Origin of the sequence: Lysobacter sp. K5869, assembly GCF_018847975.1 — a bacterium.
Classification (GTDB): domain Bacteria; phylum Pseudomonadota; class Gammaproteobacteria; order Xanthomonadales; family Xanthomonadaceae; genus Lysobacter.
The window spans coordinates 1,210,385-1,224,033 of sequence record NZ_CP072597.1; the positions used below are offsets into that span (position 1 = coordinate 1,210,385).

Annotated in this window: 12 protein-coding genes; 5 read left to right on the forward strand and 7 right to left on the reverse strand. The window is 69.8% G+C overall.

Annotated features, from left to right (window positions below):
- Window positions 1-103 precede the first annotated feature (103 nt).
- The 5 genes from zwf (at window position 104) to eda (ending at window position 5,999) form a co-directional block, all read left to right on the forward strand.
- Window positions 104-1,621, forward strand: a complete 1,518-nt coding sequence (gene zwf, locus J5226_RS05190; RefSeq protein WP_215838795.1) for a glucose-6-phosphate dehydrogenase — start codon at window positions 104-106, stop codon at window positions 1,619-1,621.
- Complete coding sequence (gene pgl, locus J5226_RS05195) at window positions 1,605-2,360, forward strand: 6-phosphogluconolactonase (RefSeq protein WP_255323000.1); 756 nt, start codon at window positions 1,605-1,607, stop codon at window positions 2,358-2,360. Before zwf ends, pgl begins: the two co-directional genes overlap by 17 nt.
- Before the next feature lie 272 nt (window positions 2,361-2,632).
- A complete protein-coding gene (edd, locus tag J5226_RS05200; protein ID WP_215838796.1) occupies window positions 2,633-4,465 on the forward strand; it encodes a phosphogluconate dehydratase in 1,833 nt (610 codons plus the stop codon).
- Window positions 4,466-4,648: 183 nt separating this feature from the next.
- A complete protein-coding gene (locus tag J5226_RS05205; RefSeq protein WP_215838797.1) occupies window positions 4,649-5,329 on the forward strand; it encodes an HAD family hydrolase in 681 nt (226 codons plus the stop codon).
- Between the two features lie 25 nt (window positions 5,330-5,354).
- Entirely contained in the window at window positions 5,355-5,999 is a 645-nt protein-coding gene (eda, locus tag J5226_RS05210) for a bifunctional 4-hydroxy-2-oxoglutarate aldolase/2-dehydro-3-deoxy-phosphogluconate aldolase (protein ID WP_215838798.1), read from the forward strand.
- Between the two features lie 548 nt (window positions 6,000-6,547).
- On the opposite strand, the gene J5226_RS05215 is transcribed toward eda, so the two are convergent.
- From J5226_RS05215 to J5226_RS05245, 7 genes are all read right to left on the reverse strand, one after another.
- The gene (locus J5226_RS05215; RefSeq protein WP_215838799.1) at window positions 6,548-7,594 is read right to left on the reverse strand and encodes a LacI family DNA-binding transcriptional regulator; all 1,047 of its coding nucleotides are present in this window, start codon (window positions 7,592-7,594) and stop codon (window positions 6,548-6,550) included.
- A 70-nt stretch (window positions 7,595-7,664) separates the two neighbouring features.
- Window positions 7,665-8,024, reverse strand: coding sequence for a hotdog fold thioesterase (locus J5226_RS05220; protein WP_255323084.1), 360 nt, complete (start codon window positions 8,022-8,024; stop codon window positions 7,665-7,667).
- Window positions 8,025-8,363: 339 nt separating this feature from the next.
- Window positions 8,364-8,552, reverse strand: coding sequence for a hypothetical protein (locus J5226_RS05225; RefSeq protein WP_215838801.1), 189 nt, complete (start codon window positions 8,550-8,552; stop codon window positions 8,364-8,366).
- Between the two features lie 903 nt (window positions 8,553-9,455).
- The gene (locus tag J5226_RS05230) at window positions 9,456-11,432 is read right to left on the reverse strand and encodes a phospholipase D family protein (RefSeq protein WP_215838802.1); all 1,977 of its coding nucleotides are present in this window, start codon (window positions 11,430-11,432) and stop codon (window positions 9,456-9,458) included.
- A 45-nt stretch (window positions 11,433-11,477) separates the two neighbouring features.
- Entirely contained in the window at window positions 11,478-12,221 is a 744-nt protein-coding gene (locus J5226_RS05235) for a YceI family protein (RefSeq protein ID WP_215838803.1), read from the reverse strand.
- On the reverse strand, window positions 12,218-12,694 hold the full coding sequence (locus J5226_RS05240) for a histidine phosphatase family protein (protein ID WP_215838804.1): 477 nt from the start codon (window positions 12,692-12,694) through the stop codon (window positions 12,218-12,220). Before J5226_RS05240 ends, J5226_RS05235 begins: the two co-directional genes overlap by 4 nt.
- Window positions 12,695-12,887: 193 nt before the next feature.
- The gene (locus J5226_RS05245) at window positions 12,888-13,517 is read right to left on the reverse strand and encodes a ParA family protein (RefSeq protein ID WP_215838805.1); all 630 of its coding nucleotides are present in this window, start codon (window positions 13,515-13,517) and stop codon (window positions 12,888-12,890) included.
- Between the last annotated feature and the right edge of the window lie 132 nt (window positions 13,518-13,649).

The following is a 13,649-nucleotide window of genomic DNA, read 5'->3' on the forward strand; positions in this document are numbered from 1 at the left end:
GTTTAAGCCATTGATTTATGGTTGTTTTGCGAAGGTGGTATCTTACTGGTATCTTTGCTGGTATGGTTTCACCGAGACCAGTCGAGACCCCGCCGGACCGTCCATGAGCGTCTATTCCGTGCCTTCCCCCTCGCAACCCCCGCATTTGGCGCCGCTGGCGCCGTTCGATCTGGTGATCTTCGGCGGCACCGGCGATCTGGCCCTGCGCAAGCTGCTGCCGGCGCTGTTCCACCGCTACGCCGATGGCCAGATCGTCGCCGGCGCGCGCATCGTCGGCATCGCCCGCGACGAGCGCAGCGACGAGGCCTACCGCGGCAAGGTGCGCGAGGCGCTGCTCGACTTCGCCGGCGAACAGGCCCGCCAGACCGACGTGCTCGACGGCTTCCTGGCGCTGCTGTCCTACCGCCGCCTGGACCTGAGTTCCGACAGCGGCTGGCCCGAATTCGCCGCCGAGTTCGACGACGCCGAGCGCGTGCGGGTGTTCTACCTCGCGGTCGGCCCCGACCTGTTCGGCGTGGTCGCCGACCGCCTGCAATCGCACGGGCTGGTCAATCCGAAGACCCGCGTGGTGGTGGAAAAGCCGCTGGGCAAGGACGGCGTCAGCGCCGATGCGATCAACGACGCGCTGGCGCGGGTGTTCAACGAAACCCAGATCTTCCGCATCGACCATTACCTCGGCAAGGAAACGGTGCAGAATCTGACCGCGCTGCGTTTCAGCAACGCGCTGTTCGAACCGCTGTGGAAGGCCGAGCACATCGATCACGTGCAGATCACCGTGGCCGAGACCGTCGGCGTGGAATCGCGCGCGCCGTACTACGACAAGTCCGGCGCGCTGCGCGACATGGTCCAGAACCATTTGCTGCAGCTGCTGTGTCTGGTGGCGATGGAGCCGCCGTCGTCGCTGGCCGCCGACGCGATCCGCGACGAGAAGCTCAAGGTGCTGCGCGCGCTGCGTCCGATCGAGAACGGCAACGCCGCCCAGTTCACCGTGCGCGGCCAGTACAAGGCCGGCGCCGTGGAAGGCCGCGCGGTGCCGGGCTACGCGCAGGAGCTGGGCGCGCAATCGCTGACCGAAACCTTCGTCGCGCTCAAGGCCGAAGTGAAGAACTGGCGCTGGGCCGGGGTGCCGTTCTACCTGCGCACCGGCAAGCGCCTGGCCGAGCGCGTGTCGGAGATCGTGGTGACCTTCCGCCAGGTGCCGCATTCGATCTTCGAAGGCCTGACCGAACAGGACCCGTCCAGCCGCCTGCAGCCGAACAAGCTGGTGCTGCGCCTGCAGCCCGACGAAGGCGTGAAGCTGTGGCTGATGAACAAGGTGCCCGGCCCCGGCGGCCTGCGCCTGCGCCACGTGCCGCTGGACATGAGTTTCGCCGCCGCGTTCGGCGGGCGTCAGGCCGACGCTTACGAGCGTTTGCTGATGGACGTGGTGCGCGGCAATCCGATGTTGTTCATGCGCCGCGACGAAGTCGACGCGGCATGGAAGTGGATCGACCCGATCCGCGCGGCCTGGGCCGCGAGCGCGGAAGCGCCGCGCCCGTACACCGCCGGCAGTTGGGGACCGAGCGCCGCGGTGGCGCTGATCGAACGCGATGGGAGGACGTGGCATGAAGATGCAGGCTGAGCGATTGACCGTGATCGAACCCTTGCCGCTGCCCTTGCACGAAAAACTGTTCGACGACAGCGAACAGCTGGCGTCGGCGCTGGCGCGTCAGGTCGCCGCCGATCTGCGCGCGGCCTTGGCGCGCCACGGCGAGGCGAGCCTCGCGCTGTCGGGCGGCAACACGCCCAAGCGTTTCTTCCAGCAACTCTCGCAACAGACCTTGGATTGGGCGCGGGTGACCGTGCTGCCGATCGACGAGCGCTGGGTGCCGGGCGATCATCCGCGCTCCAACGAACGCCTGCTGCGCGAGAACCTGTTCCAGCACAACGCCGCCGCCGCGCGCTTCCTGCCGCTGTACCGTCCGGTGGACACGCCGGAAATGGCGCTGATGCCGGTGCTGACCAAGATCGCCAACGAAGGCTTGCCGCTGGACGTGGCGGTGCTGGGCATGGGCGAGGACGGCCACACCGCGTCGCTGTTTCCCGACCTCGGCCACGACAACCCGGCGCTGCGCGAGATCGGCTTGCAGCCGCGCGGCCGCGCGCCGGTGATGTCGGTGCGCACCGCGGCGATGCCCGAGCCGCGCATGACCTTGACGCTCAGCGCGATCTTCACCGCGCCGGCGCTGTATCTGCACATCGAAGGCGAGAAGAAGCTCGCGCTGCTGCAAGCCGCGCAGCGCGACCCGCGTTCGACCTTGCCGATCCGCGCGGCGCTGGCCGGCGCGCCGAACGTGCCGACCTTGTATTGGAGTCCGTAACCCGCACTTTTTATTGGAGCCCGCTTTCTTTGGGTTCCGCAGACAGCCAAGCCCTGACTCCCTCCCCTCCCAGTTAAGGCTTTTGCTGTCGCCCCCTCTCGCAGGGGGCCGCGTCCGCACCGCGGGCGCGGGGGGATTTGCTTTTGCCGGTGCTTCTTAGGAAGGTGTAGGAAGAGCAAATCCCCCCTCTCTCCCTTTTTTCGCGAAGGGAGCCGCATTCCAGATTCACGGCCAGGCGCCGATGCCGGCGCCCCGCATCGACCAAGGTTCACGTGAAGACCCAACTGCATCCTGTCGTCGCGCAAGTCACCCAACGCATCGTCGAACGCAGCCGCGCGCGCCGCGCCGCTTACCTCGCCCGCATCGAGGCGGCGTGCGGCAGCGGTCCGCACCGCCGGCGTTTGTCGTGCGGCAATCTCGCCCACGGTTTCGCCGCCTGCAGCGTCGGCGACAAGCAAGCGCTGCGCAGCGGCGCGGCGCCGAACCTGGGCATCGTCACCTCGTTCAACGACATGCTTTCCGCGCATCAGCCGCTGGAGCGCTTTCCCGACCTGATCAAGGCCGCCGCGCGCGAGGCCGGCGCGACCGCGCAGGTCGCCGGCTGCGTGCCAGCGATGTGCGACGGCGTCACCCAGGGCCGCGAAGGCATGGAGTTGTCGCTGTTCTCGCGCGACGTGATCGCGATGTCGACCGCGGTGTCGCTGTCGCACGACATGTTCGACGCCGCGCTGTACCTGGGCGTGTGCGACAAGATCGTGCCGGGCCTGCTGATCGGCGCGCTGCACTTCGGCCACCTGCCGGGCATCTTCGTGCCGGCCGGGCCGATGACCTCGGGCCTGCCCAACGACGAAAAATCGCGCGTGCGCCAGCGCTACGCCACCGGCGAGGCGAGCCGCGACGAACTGCTCGAAGCCGAGGCGCGCAGCTACCACGGCCCGGGCACCTGCACTTTCTACGGCACCGCCAACTCCAATCAGATGTTGATGGAGATGATGGGCCTGCATTTGCCGGGTTCCAGCTTCGTCCACCCGAACACGCCGCTGCGCGACGCGCTGACCGCGCTGGCCGCGCGCCGCGCCGCGCAGATCACCGCGCTGGGCGAGGACTATCGGCCGATCGGCCGGATCGTCGACGAGCGCGCCATCGTCAACGGCGTGATCGGCCTGCACGTCACCGGCGGTTCGACCAATCACCTGCTGCATCTGGTGGCGATGGCCGCCGCCGCCGGTATCGAGCTGCGCCTGGAGGATTTCGATGCGCTGTCCGCGGCGGTGCCGCTGCTGGCGCGCGTGTATCCCAACGGCAGCGCCGACGTGAACCACTTCCACGCTGCCGGCGGGCTCGCGTTCCTGATCGGCGAATTGCTCGATCACGGCCTGCTGCACGGCGATGTCGAAACTGTCGCCGGCCACGGCCTGGATCGCTATCGCGTCGAAGCGCGGCTGGGCGAGGACGGCGAAGTGCAGTACGTGCCGGCCACGCGCGAGAGCTGCGACACCGCGGTGCTGCGCCCGGTGGCCGAGCCGTTCCGCGCCGACGGCGGCCTGCGCGTGCTCAACGGCAATCTCGGCATCGCCGCGATCAAGGTGTCGGCGGTGCCGGAGGATCGCTGGACGGTGGAGGCGCCGTGCCGCGTGTTCACCGAACAATACGAAGTGAAGCAGGCGTTCGAGCGCGGCGAACTGGATCGCGACGTGATCGTGGTCGTGCGCTTCCAAGGGCCGCGCGCGAACGGCATGCCCGAGTTGCACCAGCTCACGCCGACGCTGAGCGTGCTGCAAAAACGCGGACACCGCGTCGCGCTGGTCACCGACGGCCGCATGTCCGGCGCGTCCGGGCAGGTGCCGGCGGCGATCCACATCACCCCCGAGGCGATGGCCGGCGGGCCGCTGGCCAAGCTGCGCGACGGCGACGTGCTGCGGCTGGACGCGGTGGCCGGAACGCTGAGCGTGATCGAGCCGGCCGATTGGGCGGCGCGCGAGAACGCGACGGCCGATCTGTCTTCGCACCACGTCGGCTTCGGCCGCGAACTGTTCGCCGCGTTCCGCGACGCGGCCGCGCCGGCGGATCGGGGCGCGGGCGTGTTCGGGCCGGTGCCGTTGTGAGATCGGCGGCTCGGTCGCCGTCGTCCGCGTCCGGATCGACGCGGTTCGCGCGAAAGCGCGTACCCGAAGCGCCGCCGCGAACTCGCTGAAGCGTTCGTGCCCGCGGCCTCGCGCAACGGCGAGGCCGCACGCAAACCCGCCATTCCCCTCATTCCCCGTTCCCCTCATTCCCAGGAACGCCCCATGCCCGCCCCCATCCGCACCACCTTCCTGTTCGACCTCGACGGCACGCTGGTCGACAGCGTCTATCAGCACGTGCTGGCCTGGAAGCAAGCGCTCGACGCCGACGGCATCCCGCTGTCGGTGTGGCGCATCCATCGTAAGATCGGCATGAGCGGCGGGCTGTTCACCAACATCCTGTTGCGCGAGACCGGCATCGACATCACTCCCGAGCGCGTGGAGCGTCTGCACAAGCTGCACGCGCAGGCTTACGCCGCGCAGGCCACGCAGATCCGTCCGCTGCCGGGCGCGGTGGAACTGCTCGCGTACCTGACCGAGAACCAGATTCCCTGGGCCATCGCCACCAGCGGCCGCATGGAAACCGCGCGCCACAACCTCGTCGCGCTCGGCGTGGACCCCGAGCGCAACGTGGTGATCACCCGCGACATGGTGCGTTACGCCAAGCCCGATCCCGACCTGTTCCTCGCCGCCGCCGACAAGCTCGGCGCCGACATCGAGCATTCGGTGGTGGTCGGCGACAGCATCTGGGACCTGCTCGCCGCGCGCCGCGCCCGCGCGCTCGGCGTCGGCCTGCTGTCCGGCGGCTACGGCCAGGACGAACTCGAACGCGCCGGCGGTTTCCGCGTCTACGAAGACCCGGCCGACCTGCTCAAGCACATCGACGAAGTCGCCGCGCGCGCCTGACCCGCTTTCGACTAGGAACGAACCCATGACTGCGATGCAGGATCTGCAAAAGCGCGTCGGCGCGGTGCTGGCGCTGGCGCCGGTGGTGCCGGTGCTGGTGATCGACGATCTCGCCCACGCCGTGCCGTTGGCGCGCGCGCTGGTGGCCGGCGGCTTGCCGGCGATCGAGGTGACCTTGCGCACGCCCGTCGCGCTCGACGCGGTGCGCGCGATCGCCGCCGAAGTCGAAGGCGCCGCGGTCGGCGTCGGCAGCGTGCGCCGGCCGCAGGATTTCATCGACGCCTTGAAGGCCGGCGCGACTTTCGCGGTGTCGCCGGGCAGTTCGCCGGGCCTGATCGCCGCGGCGCGCGACATCGACCTGCCGTGGCTGCCGGGCGCGGCGACCGCGTCGGAAGCGATGGCGCTGCTGGAACAGGGCTACACCCAGCTCAAATTCTTCCCCGCCGAATCCATCGGCGGCGCGCCCGCGCTGAAATCGCTGGCCGGCCCGCTGCCGGAACTGCGCTTCTGCGCCACCGGCGGCATCGGCGCGAACAACGCGCGCGATTACCTGTCGCTGGCGAACGTGCCGTGCGTCGGCGGCTCGTGGGTGGCGCCGGCGGCGGCGGTGAAGGCGGGCGATTGGGCCCAGGTCGAAGCCTTGGCGCGCGCCGCGGCGGCGTTGACCTGAGCGGCCGTTCTGCGGCGGAAACTCAACCGAAGCCGCGGTAGGAGCTGCGTAAGCTGCGACCGCGACAGCTGGCCTGCAGCGAAAGTTTCGTCGCGAGCGGGATCGTCCGCGGTCGCGGCTCACGCCGCTCCTACAGCCGGAAGCGAAACGGCCGAAGCCTGTTGTAGGAGCGGCGCAAGCCGCGACCGCGCCAACGCAACTACGCCGAATGCTTCACCGCAGTCGCAGTTTCCCGGTCGCGACTCGCGTCGCTCCTACAGTCGGAAGCGAAACGGTCGAAGCCTCTTGTAGGAGCGGCGCAAGCCGCGATCGCGCCAACGCAACTACGTTGAATGCTTCACCGCAGTCGCGGTTTCCCGGTCGCGACTCGCGTCGCTCCTACAGTCGGAAGCGAAACGGTCGAAGCCCCTTGTAGGAGCGGCGCAAGCCGCGACCGCGTCAACGTAGCTGCGCCGGATGCGTCCCCGCAGTCGCGTTTTTCCATGTCGCGATTCGCACCGTTAACGCAGGCCGATCCCGCCCCGAGCGAACACCGACCGACGCTCGAATCAAGCGCCGCCCAGCGGCCGCGGCGGCGCCGTCGAGCCGCGCACCACCAAAATCGGACTGAACCCTTCGTTCGCCGGCGCCTCCACCGGCGTATCGCTCTCGCGCCGCAACTCGGCGATCAGGCGGTACGCGGCGTGCCGCGCGATTTCCTCGGTCGCTTGCCGCGCGGTGGTCAGCGTCGGCCAGGATTGCTTGGAGAACGGGCTGTCCTCGAACCCGGCGATCGACAGGTCGTAGGGCACGTGCATGCCCGAGGACTTCGCCGCCGCGAGCACGCCGGCGGCGATTTCGTCGTTGCTGCCGAAGATCGCGGTCGGGCGGTCGGGCAGGGCGAACAAGCGCCGCGCGCCGCGGAAGCCGTCGTCGAAGGAGTAGTCGCCAGGCAGCACGAGGTTCTCGTCCTCGCCGATGCCGTAGTCGTTCAGCGCCTGGGCGTAGCCCTTGTAGCGCTCCCAACTGGAACGGTGCGATTTGCCGCCCCACAGGAAGCCGATGCGCTGGTGGCCGAGCTGGATCAGGTGTTCGGTGATGTCGTAGGCGGCGTCGCGGTCGTCCACCCACACGCAGGGCGCGCCGTCTTGCGGGTCTTCGGCGGCGGAGACGATGCGCACCAGCTTGATGCCGTGGGCGAGCAGTTCGCTGACCAGTTCCATGCGCTCGGACATCGGCGGCGCCAGCACCAATCCGGCGAGGCGCGCGCCCTGGACCAGATCGATCAGGTCGGCGGCGAGCAGCGGCGAGGACGAATCGCAGGGATGGATCTGCAGGCCGTAGCCGGTCTCGCGGCAGGCGGCGAGCACGCCGTTCTGCACGCTGATGATGTAGTACGGGTTCGGGTTGTCGTAGACCACGCCCAGCGCATACGGCTGAGCGCTGCGCAGGCTGCGCGCGGACGGGTCGGGACGGTATTCGAGTTCGGCGATGGCTTCGTGCACCCGCGCGCGGGTGCGGGCGCGCACGCCGGACTCGTCGTTGATGACCCGCGAGACGGTCTTCAGCGAGACCTGGGCGAGTTCGGCGACATCTTTGATGGTGGGTCGGCGCACGGGACCTCGGCGGTGGGCGCGGTGCGGGCGCGAATTCCGCGCCACGCGAATCGCTAGCCTACTCGCCGGCTCAGACCTTGGGTACCACGGCCAGGGTCAAACGCGAGATGCAGGCCAAGCGGCCGGCCTCGTCCTCGATGCGGATCTCCCAGACCTGGGTGCTGGCGCCGACGTGGATCGGCCGGGCGGTGCCGGTGACGGTGCCGCTGCGCACGCCGCGCACGTGGTTGGCGTTGATCTCGATGCCGACGCAGACCTTGCCGTCCGGGCAGCACAGGTTGCCGGCGCTGCTGCCCAGGGTTTCGGCCAACAGCACCGAGGCGCCGCCGTGGAGCAGGCCGTAGGGCTGGTGGGTGCGCGCGTCGACCGGCATGGTGCCGCGCACGTAATCGGGGCCGATCTCGGTGAAGACGATGCCGAGCGGCTCCATCGCGGTGTTGCGCGAGAGCCGGTTGAGGTCGTCGACGGTGGTGGCGCCGCGGAAAAGCGGCTTGGCGGCGGGGGCCGCGGGGCTGGTCGGGTCGGATGCGCTCATCGGGAAACGATAGCGGCGGGACGGCGACCGGACCAGCCGGGACGTGTCGGCTTGCGCCGGGGACCACTCGGGTGCGGGTGCAGCGGCCTTGCCTGGAACCTGATGGCTGGGAGCGGGAAGTCCGGAAAAGAGGCCGGACCGGCGCGGGGCTCGAATTTGGGAAAAGGGAGCGTTAGCGCGCCGATCCGGACCAGGGAAGCGTGGACGACCGACCCATGGACGCGGCGTCCGCGATCAGGCGAAGCGGAAGCGCGGCTGGACCCAGTTGCTGGCGTAGCTGCGGTTGCTGGCGTAGCCGCTGGAGTTGCCGTAGCCGACGCCGAAGTCGCGCTGGCGGTGGACGTGGCGGACCGGGGCGTTGGCGGCCGGGGTCTTGGCGGTCGGGTGGGTGGTGGTGGCGGTGCGGACGGTGGAGGCGTTCATGGTCGGGTCCTTTCTGTCTGTCTTGGGGTGGTAGTGCTTCGGTGTGTTGGTAAAGTACAACACCTGGGCGGAAGTGGCTATGTGCTGGAAGTCATATGCCTCTTTGGTCATGCCCCGGCGGGTCTTTGGGGCTGGCCGGCGGGGCTGCATCGACCGGGTTCGTGGATAGAGATGAGCCGGGGGCCGTGGGGGTTGCCATGACTGATGACCTAGACGGCGTGGGCGGGGTGGGTGTGACCGGAGGCGCGGCGGCAGGTCGTGGTGCGGGGCTCGGGGTAGGAGCGGCGTGAGCCGCGATGGCGGGTTCCGGCGCGGTGAGGGTTTCGCGGTGGCGGTATTGGCGCGGTCGCAGCTTGCGCAGCTCCTACAGGGGCTTCGGCGGGTTTCGTATCCGGCTGTAGGAGCTGCGCGAGCTGCGACCGCGATAACGCAGCGACGACGAACCTCGCGGTTCGTCGCCGGCTCGCGGCTTTCGTGTGCGGACGCCGACGAATCGCAACGCGCGTGGCAGGTTGTGTTGCGGTTGCGGCCGCGCGGTCGCGGCTTACGCCGCTCCTACACGCGCGGCGAAACGAAGCGGTGGCTTCGTGAGCCGCGATGGCGGTTCGGGCGCGAAGGGCTTCGCCGTAGCGGTATTGGCGCGGTCGCAGCTTGCGCAGCTCCTACAGGGAGGGGCTGCGGCGGGTTTCGTATCCGGCTGTAGGAGCTGCGTAAGCTGCGACCGCGATAACGCAACGACGACGAACCTCGCGATTCGTCGCCGGCTCGCGGCTTTCGTCTGTGGACGCCGACGAATCGCAACGCCGCGCGGCGCGATGCCTCGCGGTTGCGACCCCGCGATCGCGGCTTACGCCGCGCCCACGCGCGCGGCCAACCGAAGCGGCGGCTCAGAGCATCGTGGGCTTAGAGAATCGGCGCCAACCCCGCGCCGAACGCGGTGAACATCCGCGTCGTCAGGCTCTTCACGCCCAGGTTCACTTCGGGGAAATCGCCGACGGGTTTGTAGCAGGCGCGAAAGCCCGGGTCGGTGCGGTACAGCGGCGAGGGACAATCCGGGCCGGGCACGAATTCGTAGCTGGTCGCGTAGCGCACCGGCCACAGGTCGAAGATCGGCAGGTGTTCGGAGATCTTGGCGATCGAGTATTCCAGCCCCGAGAAGATCGGCGGCTTGTCGCGGCGCGCGATCACCCACGAGTTCTCCGGCGCGATGTCGCGGCGGATGCTCGCGGCCAGCGCCTGGGCGAAGGCGGGGTCGTCGATCACCACCGCGCTCTCGGTGTTGTAGTGGTCGCCGCGCGGGTCGAAGTTGTGGGTGCCGATCACGCCGATGCGTTCGTCGATCACCATCGACTTGGCGTGCATGCCGATGCGCACGCCGGCGCGCTTGAGCGGCACCGGTTCGTTGGTGCGGCGACGCGCGTAGCGCATCGCCGCGTATTCTTGGGTCAGCGGCTGGCGGTAGCGCTGGCGGTACAGCACGCTGCTGCGGTCGGGCTCGTCGCGGCGGCGCCGCGATTCGGCCAATCCGGCGCCGTCGATCTCGCCGGGCTCGGCGCGGCCTTCGGGTTCGGCCAGACCGCGCAGGCCCAGGTCGGGCAGATCGGCGCCGGTGGCGGCGATGTCGATCGGCGCGTCGGCCGGGAACGGCTTGTACTCGTAGATGTTGAAGCCGAACTCGCGCAGGTAGCGGCGCTTGTACTTGTACGACAGCGCGTAGGCGATGAAGGCGTCGGTGGCGGCGAGGCTGTTGGTGGAGACGATCACCCGCGGCCGGTCGGGGCGCGCGTGCAAGGTGCGGAACAGGTCCTGCGCCGACTTGGACAGCACCAGATACGGCGTTTGCAGCATCACCTCGTCGCGCGCGTTGGCGATCAGGTTGCGCAGCGAGTCCGAGGCCAGGGCGTTGGTTTCCGCGTCCTCGCGGTGCTTGTCCGGGGTGTCGGAGATGTAGCGCACCGCGCCGACCGGGATCGCGTGGTCGACCAGCCGCTCGCGCACCTGCGCTTCGTCGTCGGCGGCCTCGCGCATGGCTTGCGCGCGTTGCGGACGCTCGAACCGGCTCGGCGGCAGCGCCGGCACGCCGTCGTCGATGATGCGCTGGCCGACGTCGGCCAAGCGCTCGACCGGGACGCTGCGGCGGTCGCTCCAGAACACCTGGAAATCGGTGCCCATCACCTGCGCGACCGGGCCGGCGACGATCACGTCGCGGTCGCGGAAGTTGTACTGGTCGTCCCAGTCGTAATAGTCGTCTTGGTAATTGCGCCCGCCGGAAATGCCGACCTGTCCGTCGGCGAGCAGCAGCTTGGTGTGCATGCGCTGGTTGAGCCGGCGCCAGCAGCAGGCCGCGGCCAGCGCGTACTGCGGGTAGGTGATGCGGGCGCGGTGCAGCACCGGGTTGTACAGCTTGATCTCGAAATCGACGTGGGCGCCGGCCAGCGCGGCGAGCGTGTCGATGTGGCGCATCGCCGCGAGCTGATCGATCAGCAGGCGCACGCGCACGCCGCGCCGCGCGGCGGCGAGCAATTCGTCCAGCACCAGCCGCGCGGCGTCGTCTTCCTCGAAGATGTAGGTCTGCAGGTCCAGGGTGTGGCGCGCGCTGCGGATCAGGTTGATCCGCGCCATCAGCGCGTCGGGGCCGCGGTCGAGGATGATCGCGTAGTGGCGCGGCTGCTCCGGCGCGGATTCGGCCAGCGCCTTGCGGCCCAGGTCGTACAGCGGCGAGGGCCGGGCGCAGGCGTGCTCGCCTTGGCAATCGATCTGGGTCGAGCGCGCGGCGGCGGCGATCGCGCTGGCGCGGTCGCGCTGGGCCGGGCTCAGCGACGCGCAAGCCGACAGGGACAGGGCGAGCAGGGCCGCGAGGCCGCGCAACACGGGGTTCAACGGTACAGCTCCTTGGCGTCGCGGCCGGGCGGCCGCGGCGGTGGGTCAGCGCTCCGGCCGGGCCGGAACCGTCTCGGGGGGCCGCGGCGGCGGAGTCCGCGGCGGGGGAGGCTTATTTTGCGTGGAAATCAGCCGTACTTGCATGGTGAAACGCACCCGATCGCCCAGCGCGAACTGCCATCCGTCCAGGGCGTAGTCGTCGCGGCTGACGCTGCCGTGGGCGATGGCGTCGCAGTCCTCGCCCGGGCGCGCGCACGCGGCCGGGCTCAGGACGAAGGTTTCCATGCGGCTGATCCCGTGCAGGGTCAGGCGCCCGCGCAGCGCGCCGCCGGTGCGGACCAGATCGGCCGGGTGCGGTTCGGACAGGAATTCGATGAAGGGGTAGCGCTCGGCGGCGAAGAACCGGTCGCCGCGGGCGAGCCGGGTGTAGCGCTCGGACTCGGCGACCGTCACCGCGCCGGTGGCCAGACGGATGCGGACCTGATGGCGGCCGTCGGCGAGCACGCTGACTTCGCCGTCGTAGCGCGGGAACTGGCCTTCGACCTTCTGGCCCCAACGGGTGCGCAGCTCGAAGCTGAAACGGGTGTGCAGCGGATCGAAAACGGTCTGGCTCACCACCCGCGGGCCCGGCGCGGGCGCGGGCGCGGCCGGCGGCGCGGGGAAGACGCCCAGCGCCGGAGCCAGCCCCGGCGCCGGCGGCAACTGCGCGCCGGCGCTGCCGGCCAGCAGCAGCCACGCCCAAGGCAGCGCCGTCGCCGCGCCGCGGCTGCGCCGCGGCGACGCAGTCACGGCCACCAAAACGCGCTGAGCTGGGCCGAGCCCGGTTCCAAAGCCGCGCCGGGGGCGAAGCTGAGCACGGCGATGCCCGCCGGCGGCATGCCGCGATAGTCGCCGGACTGGCCGCTGTGCAGCAGCGCGGCCAGCCGTTCCAGGCCCGGGTTGTGGCCGACCAGCATCAGCCGCTCCGCCTCCGGGTGGGTATCGGCCAGGGTGATCAGCGTGCCCGGGGTGGCCTCGTACACCGACGGCTCGATGCGCTGTTCGACATAGCCGATCGCGCCGAGCACGGCTTCCAGGGTTTCGCGCGTGCGCCGCGAGGGCGAACACAGCACGCAGTCGGGGACGAGTTTGTTTTGCGCCAGCCAGCGGCCGGCGGCTTCGGCTTCGGCCAGCCCCTCGGCGGAGAGCGGGCGGTCGAGGTCGGCCTGACCGTTGGCGGCGGGTTCGGCGTGGGCGTGACGGAGCAGGATCAGTTCGCGCATGAGGCCTTGACGGATCGTGTGGATGGGGGGAGTTGCTTGCGCGAACGCAGGGCGGGTCAGGGTAGCGGGTGCGGCGGCGGGTGTGGGTGAATGGGCTGGGAGATAGCGGACTAGGCGATGGCGGATAGGAGTGAGGAGATAGAGAAAGCGGCTTTCGCTATCTCCTAACTCCTATCCGCCATCTCCTGCTCCCTTATTTCTTCAGCCACTTCAACAACGGCGCCCAATCCGCCTGATGCTCGCGGATCTGTTGCGAGTGGTAGTCGAACAGGCTCTTGCCCAGCGCGGTCATGACCACGTAGGCCTGACTGTCGCGGATCTGGCCGACCACGGGGTAGGGCCATTCGCTGAGCAGGTCCAGCGCCTGCTGCGAGGCGTTGGTCCAGGGCTTGAGCTTGTTGCCGACCAGGCCCACGCGCAGCTGGCCGCGGCGCACCCGCGGGTGCTGGGCCAGGGTGTCGAGGAAGGGGACGGTGGCTTCGATGTCCAGGGTCGAGGGCTGGACCGGGACGATCACCGCGTCGGCGACGTCGAGGAAGGATTCCAGATCCTCGGCCATGGCCCCGGCCGGGGCGTCGACCACCGCGCGCTGGGCGTCCTCGGGCAGGTGCTTGCGCCAGGCCTTCTTGCGCGTGCCGTCCAGCGGCAGCACCGCGCTTTCCAGGACCGAGCGGCGTTGCGCCCAGCGGGTCGAGGAACCCTGCGGATCGGCGTCGATCAAGGCCGTGCGCAAGCCTTCCAGCGCCGACTGCGCGGCGAGGTGGGTCGCGATCGTGGTCTTGCCGACACCACCCTTGGAACTGGCCACCAGCACGGTCTTCATGCGAGCTCCCTCCGGATCGGAACCCCAGCGTACACCGGCCTCGTGCAGCGGGTCATCACGTGGCGGCGCGGCGTGCGCGGCGGGGGGCCGGACCCGGGCCGGGCGTGCGGTCCGCCGGCGGGCGATGGGCGG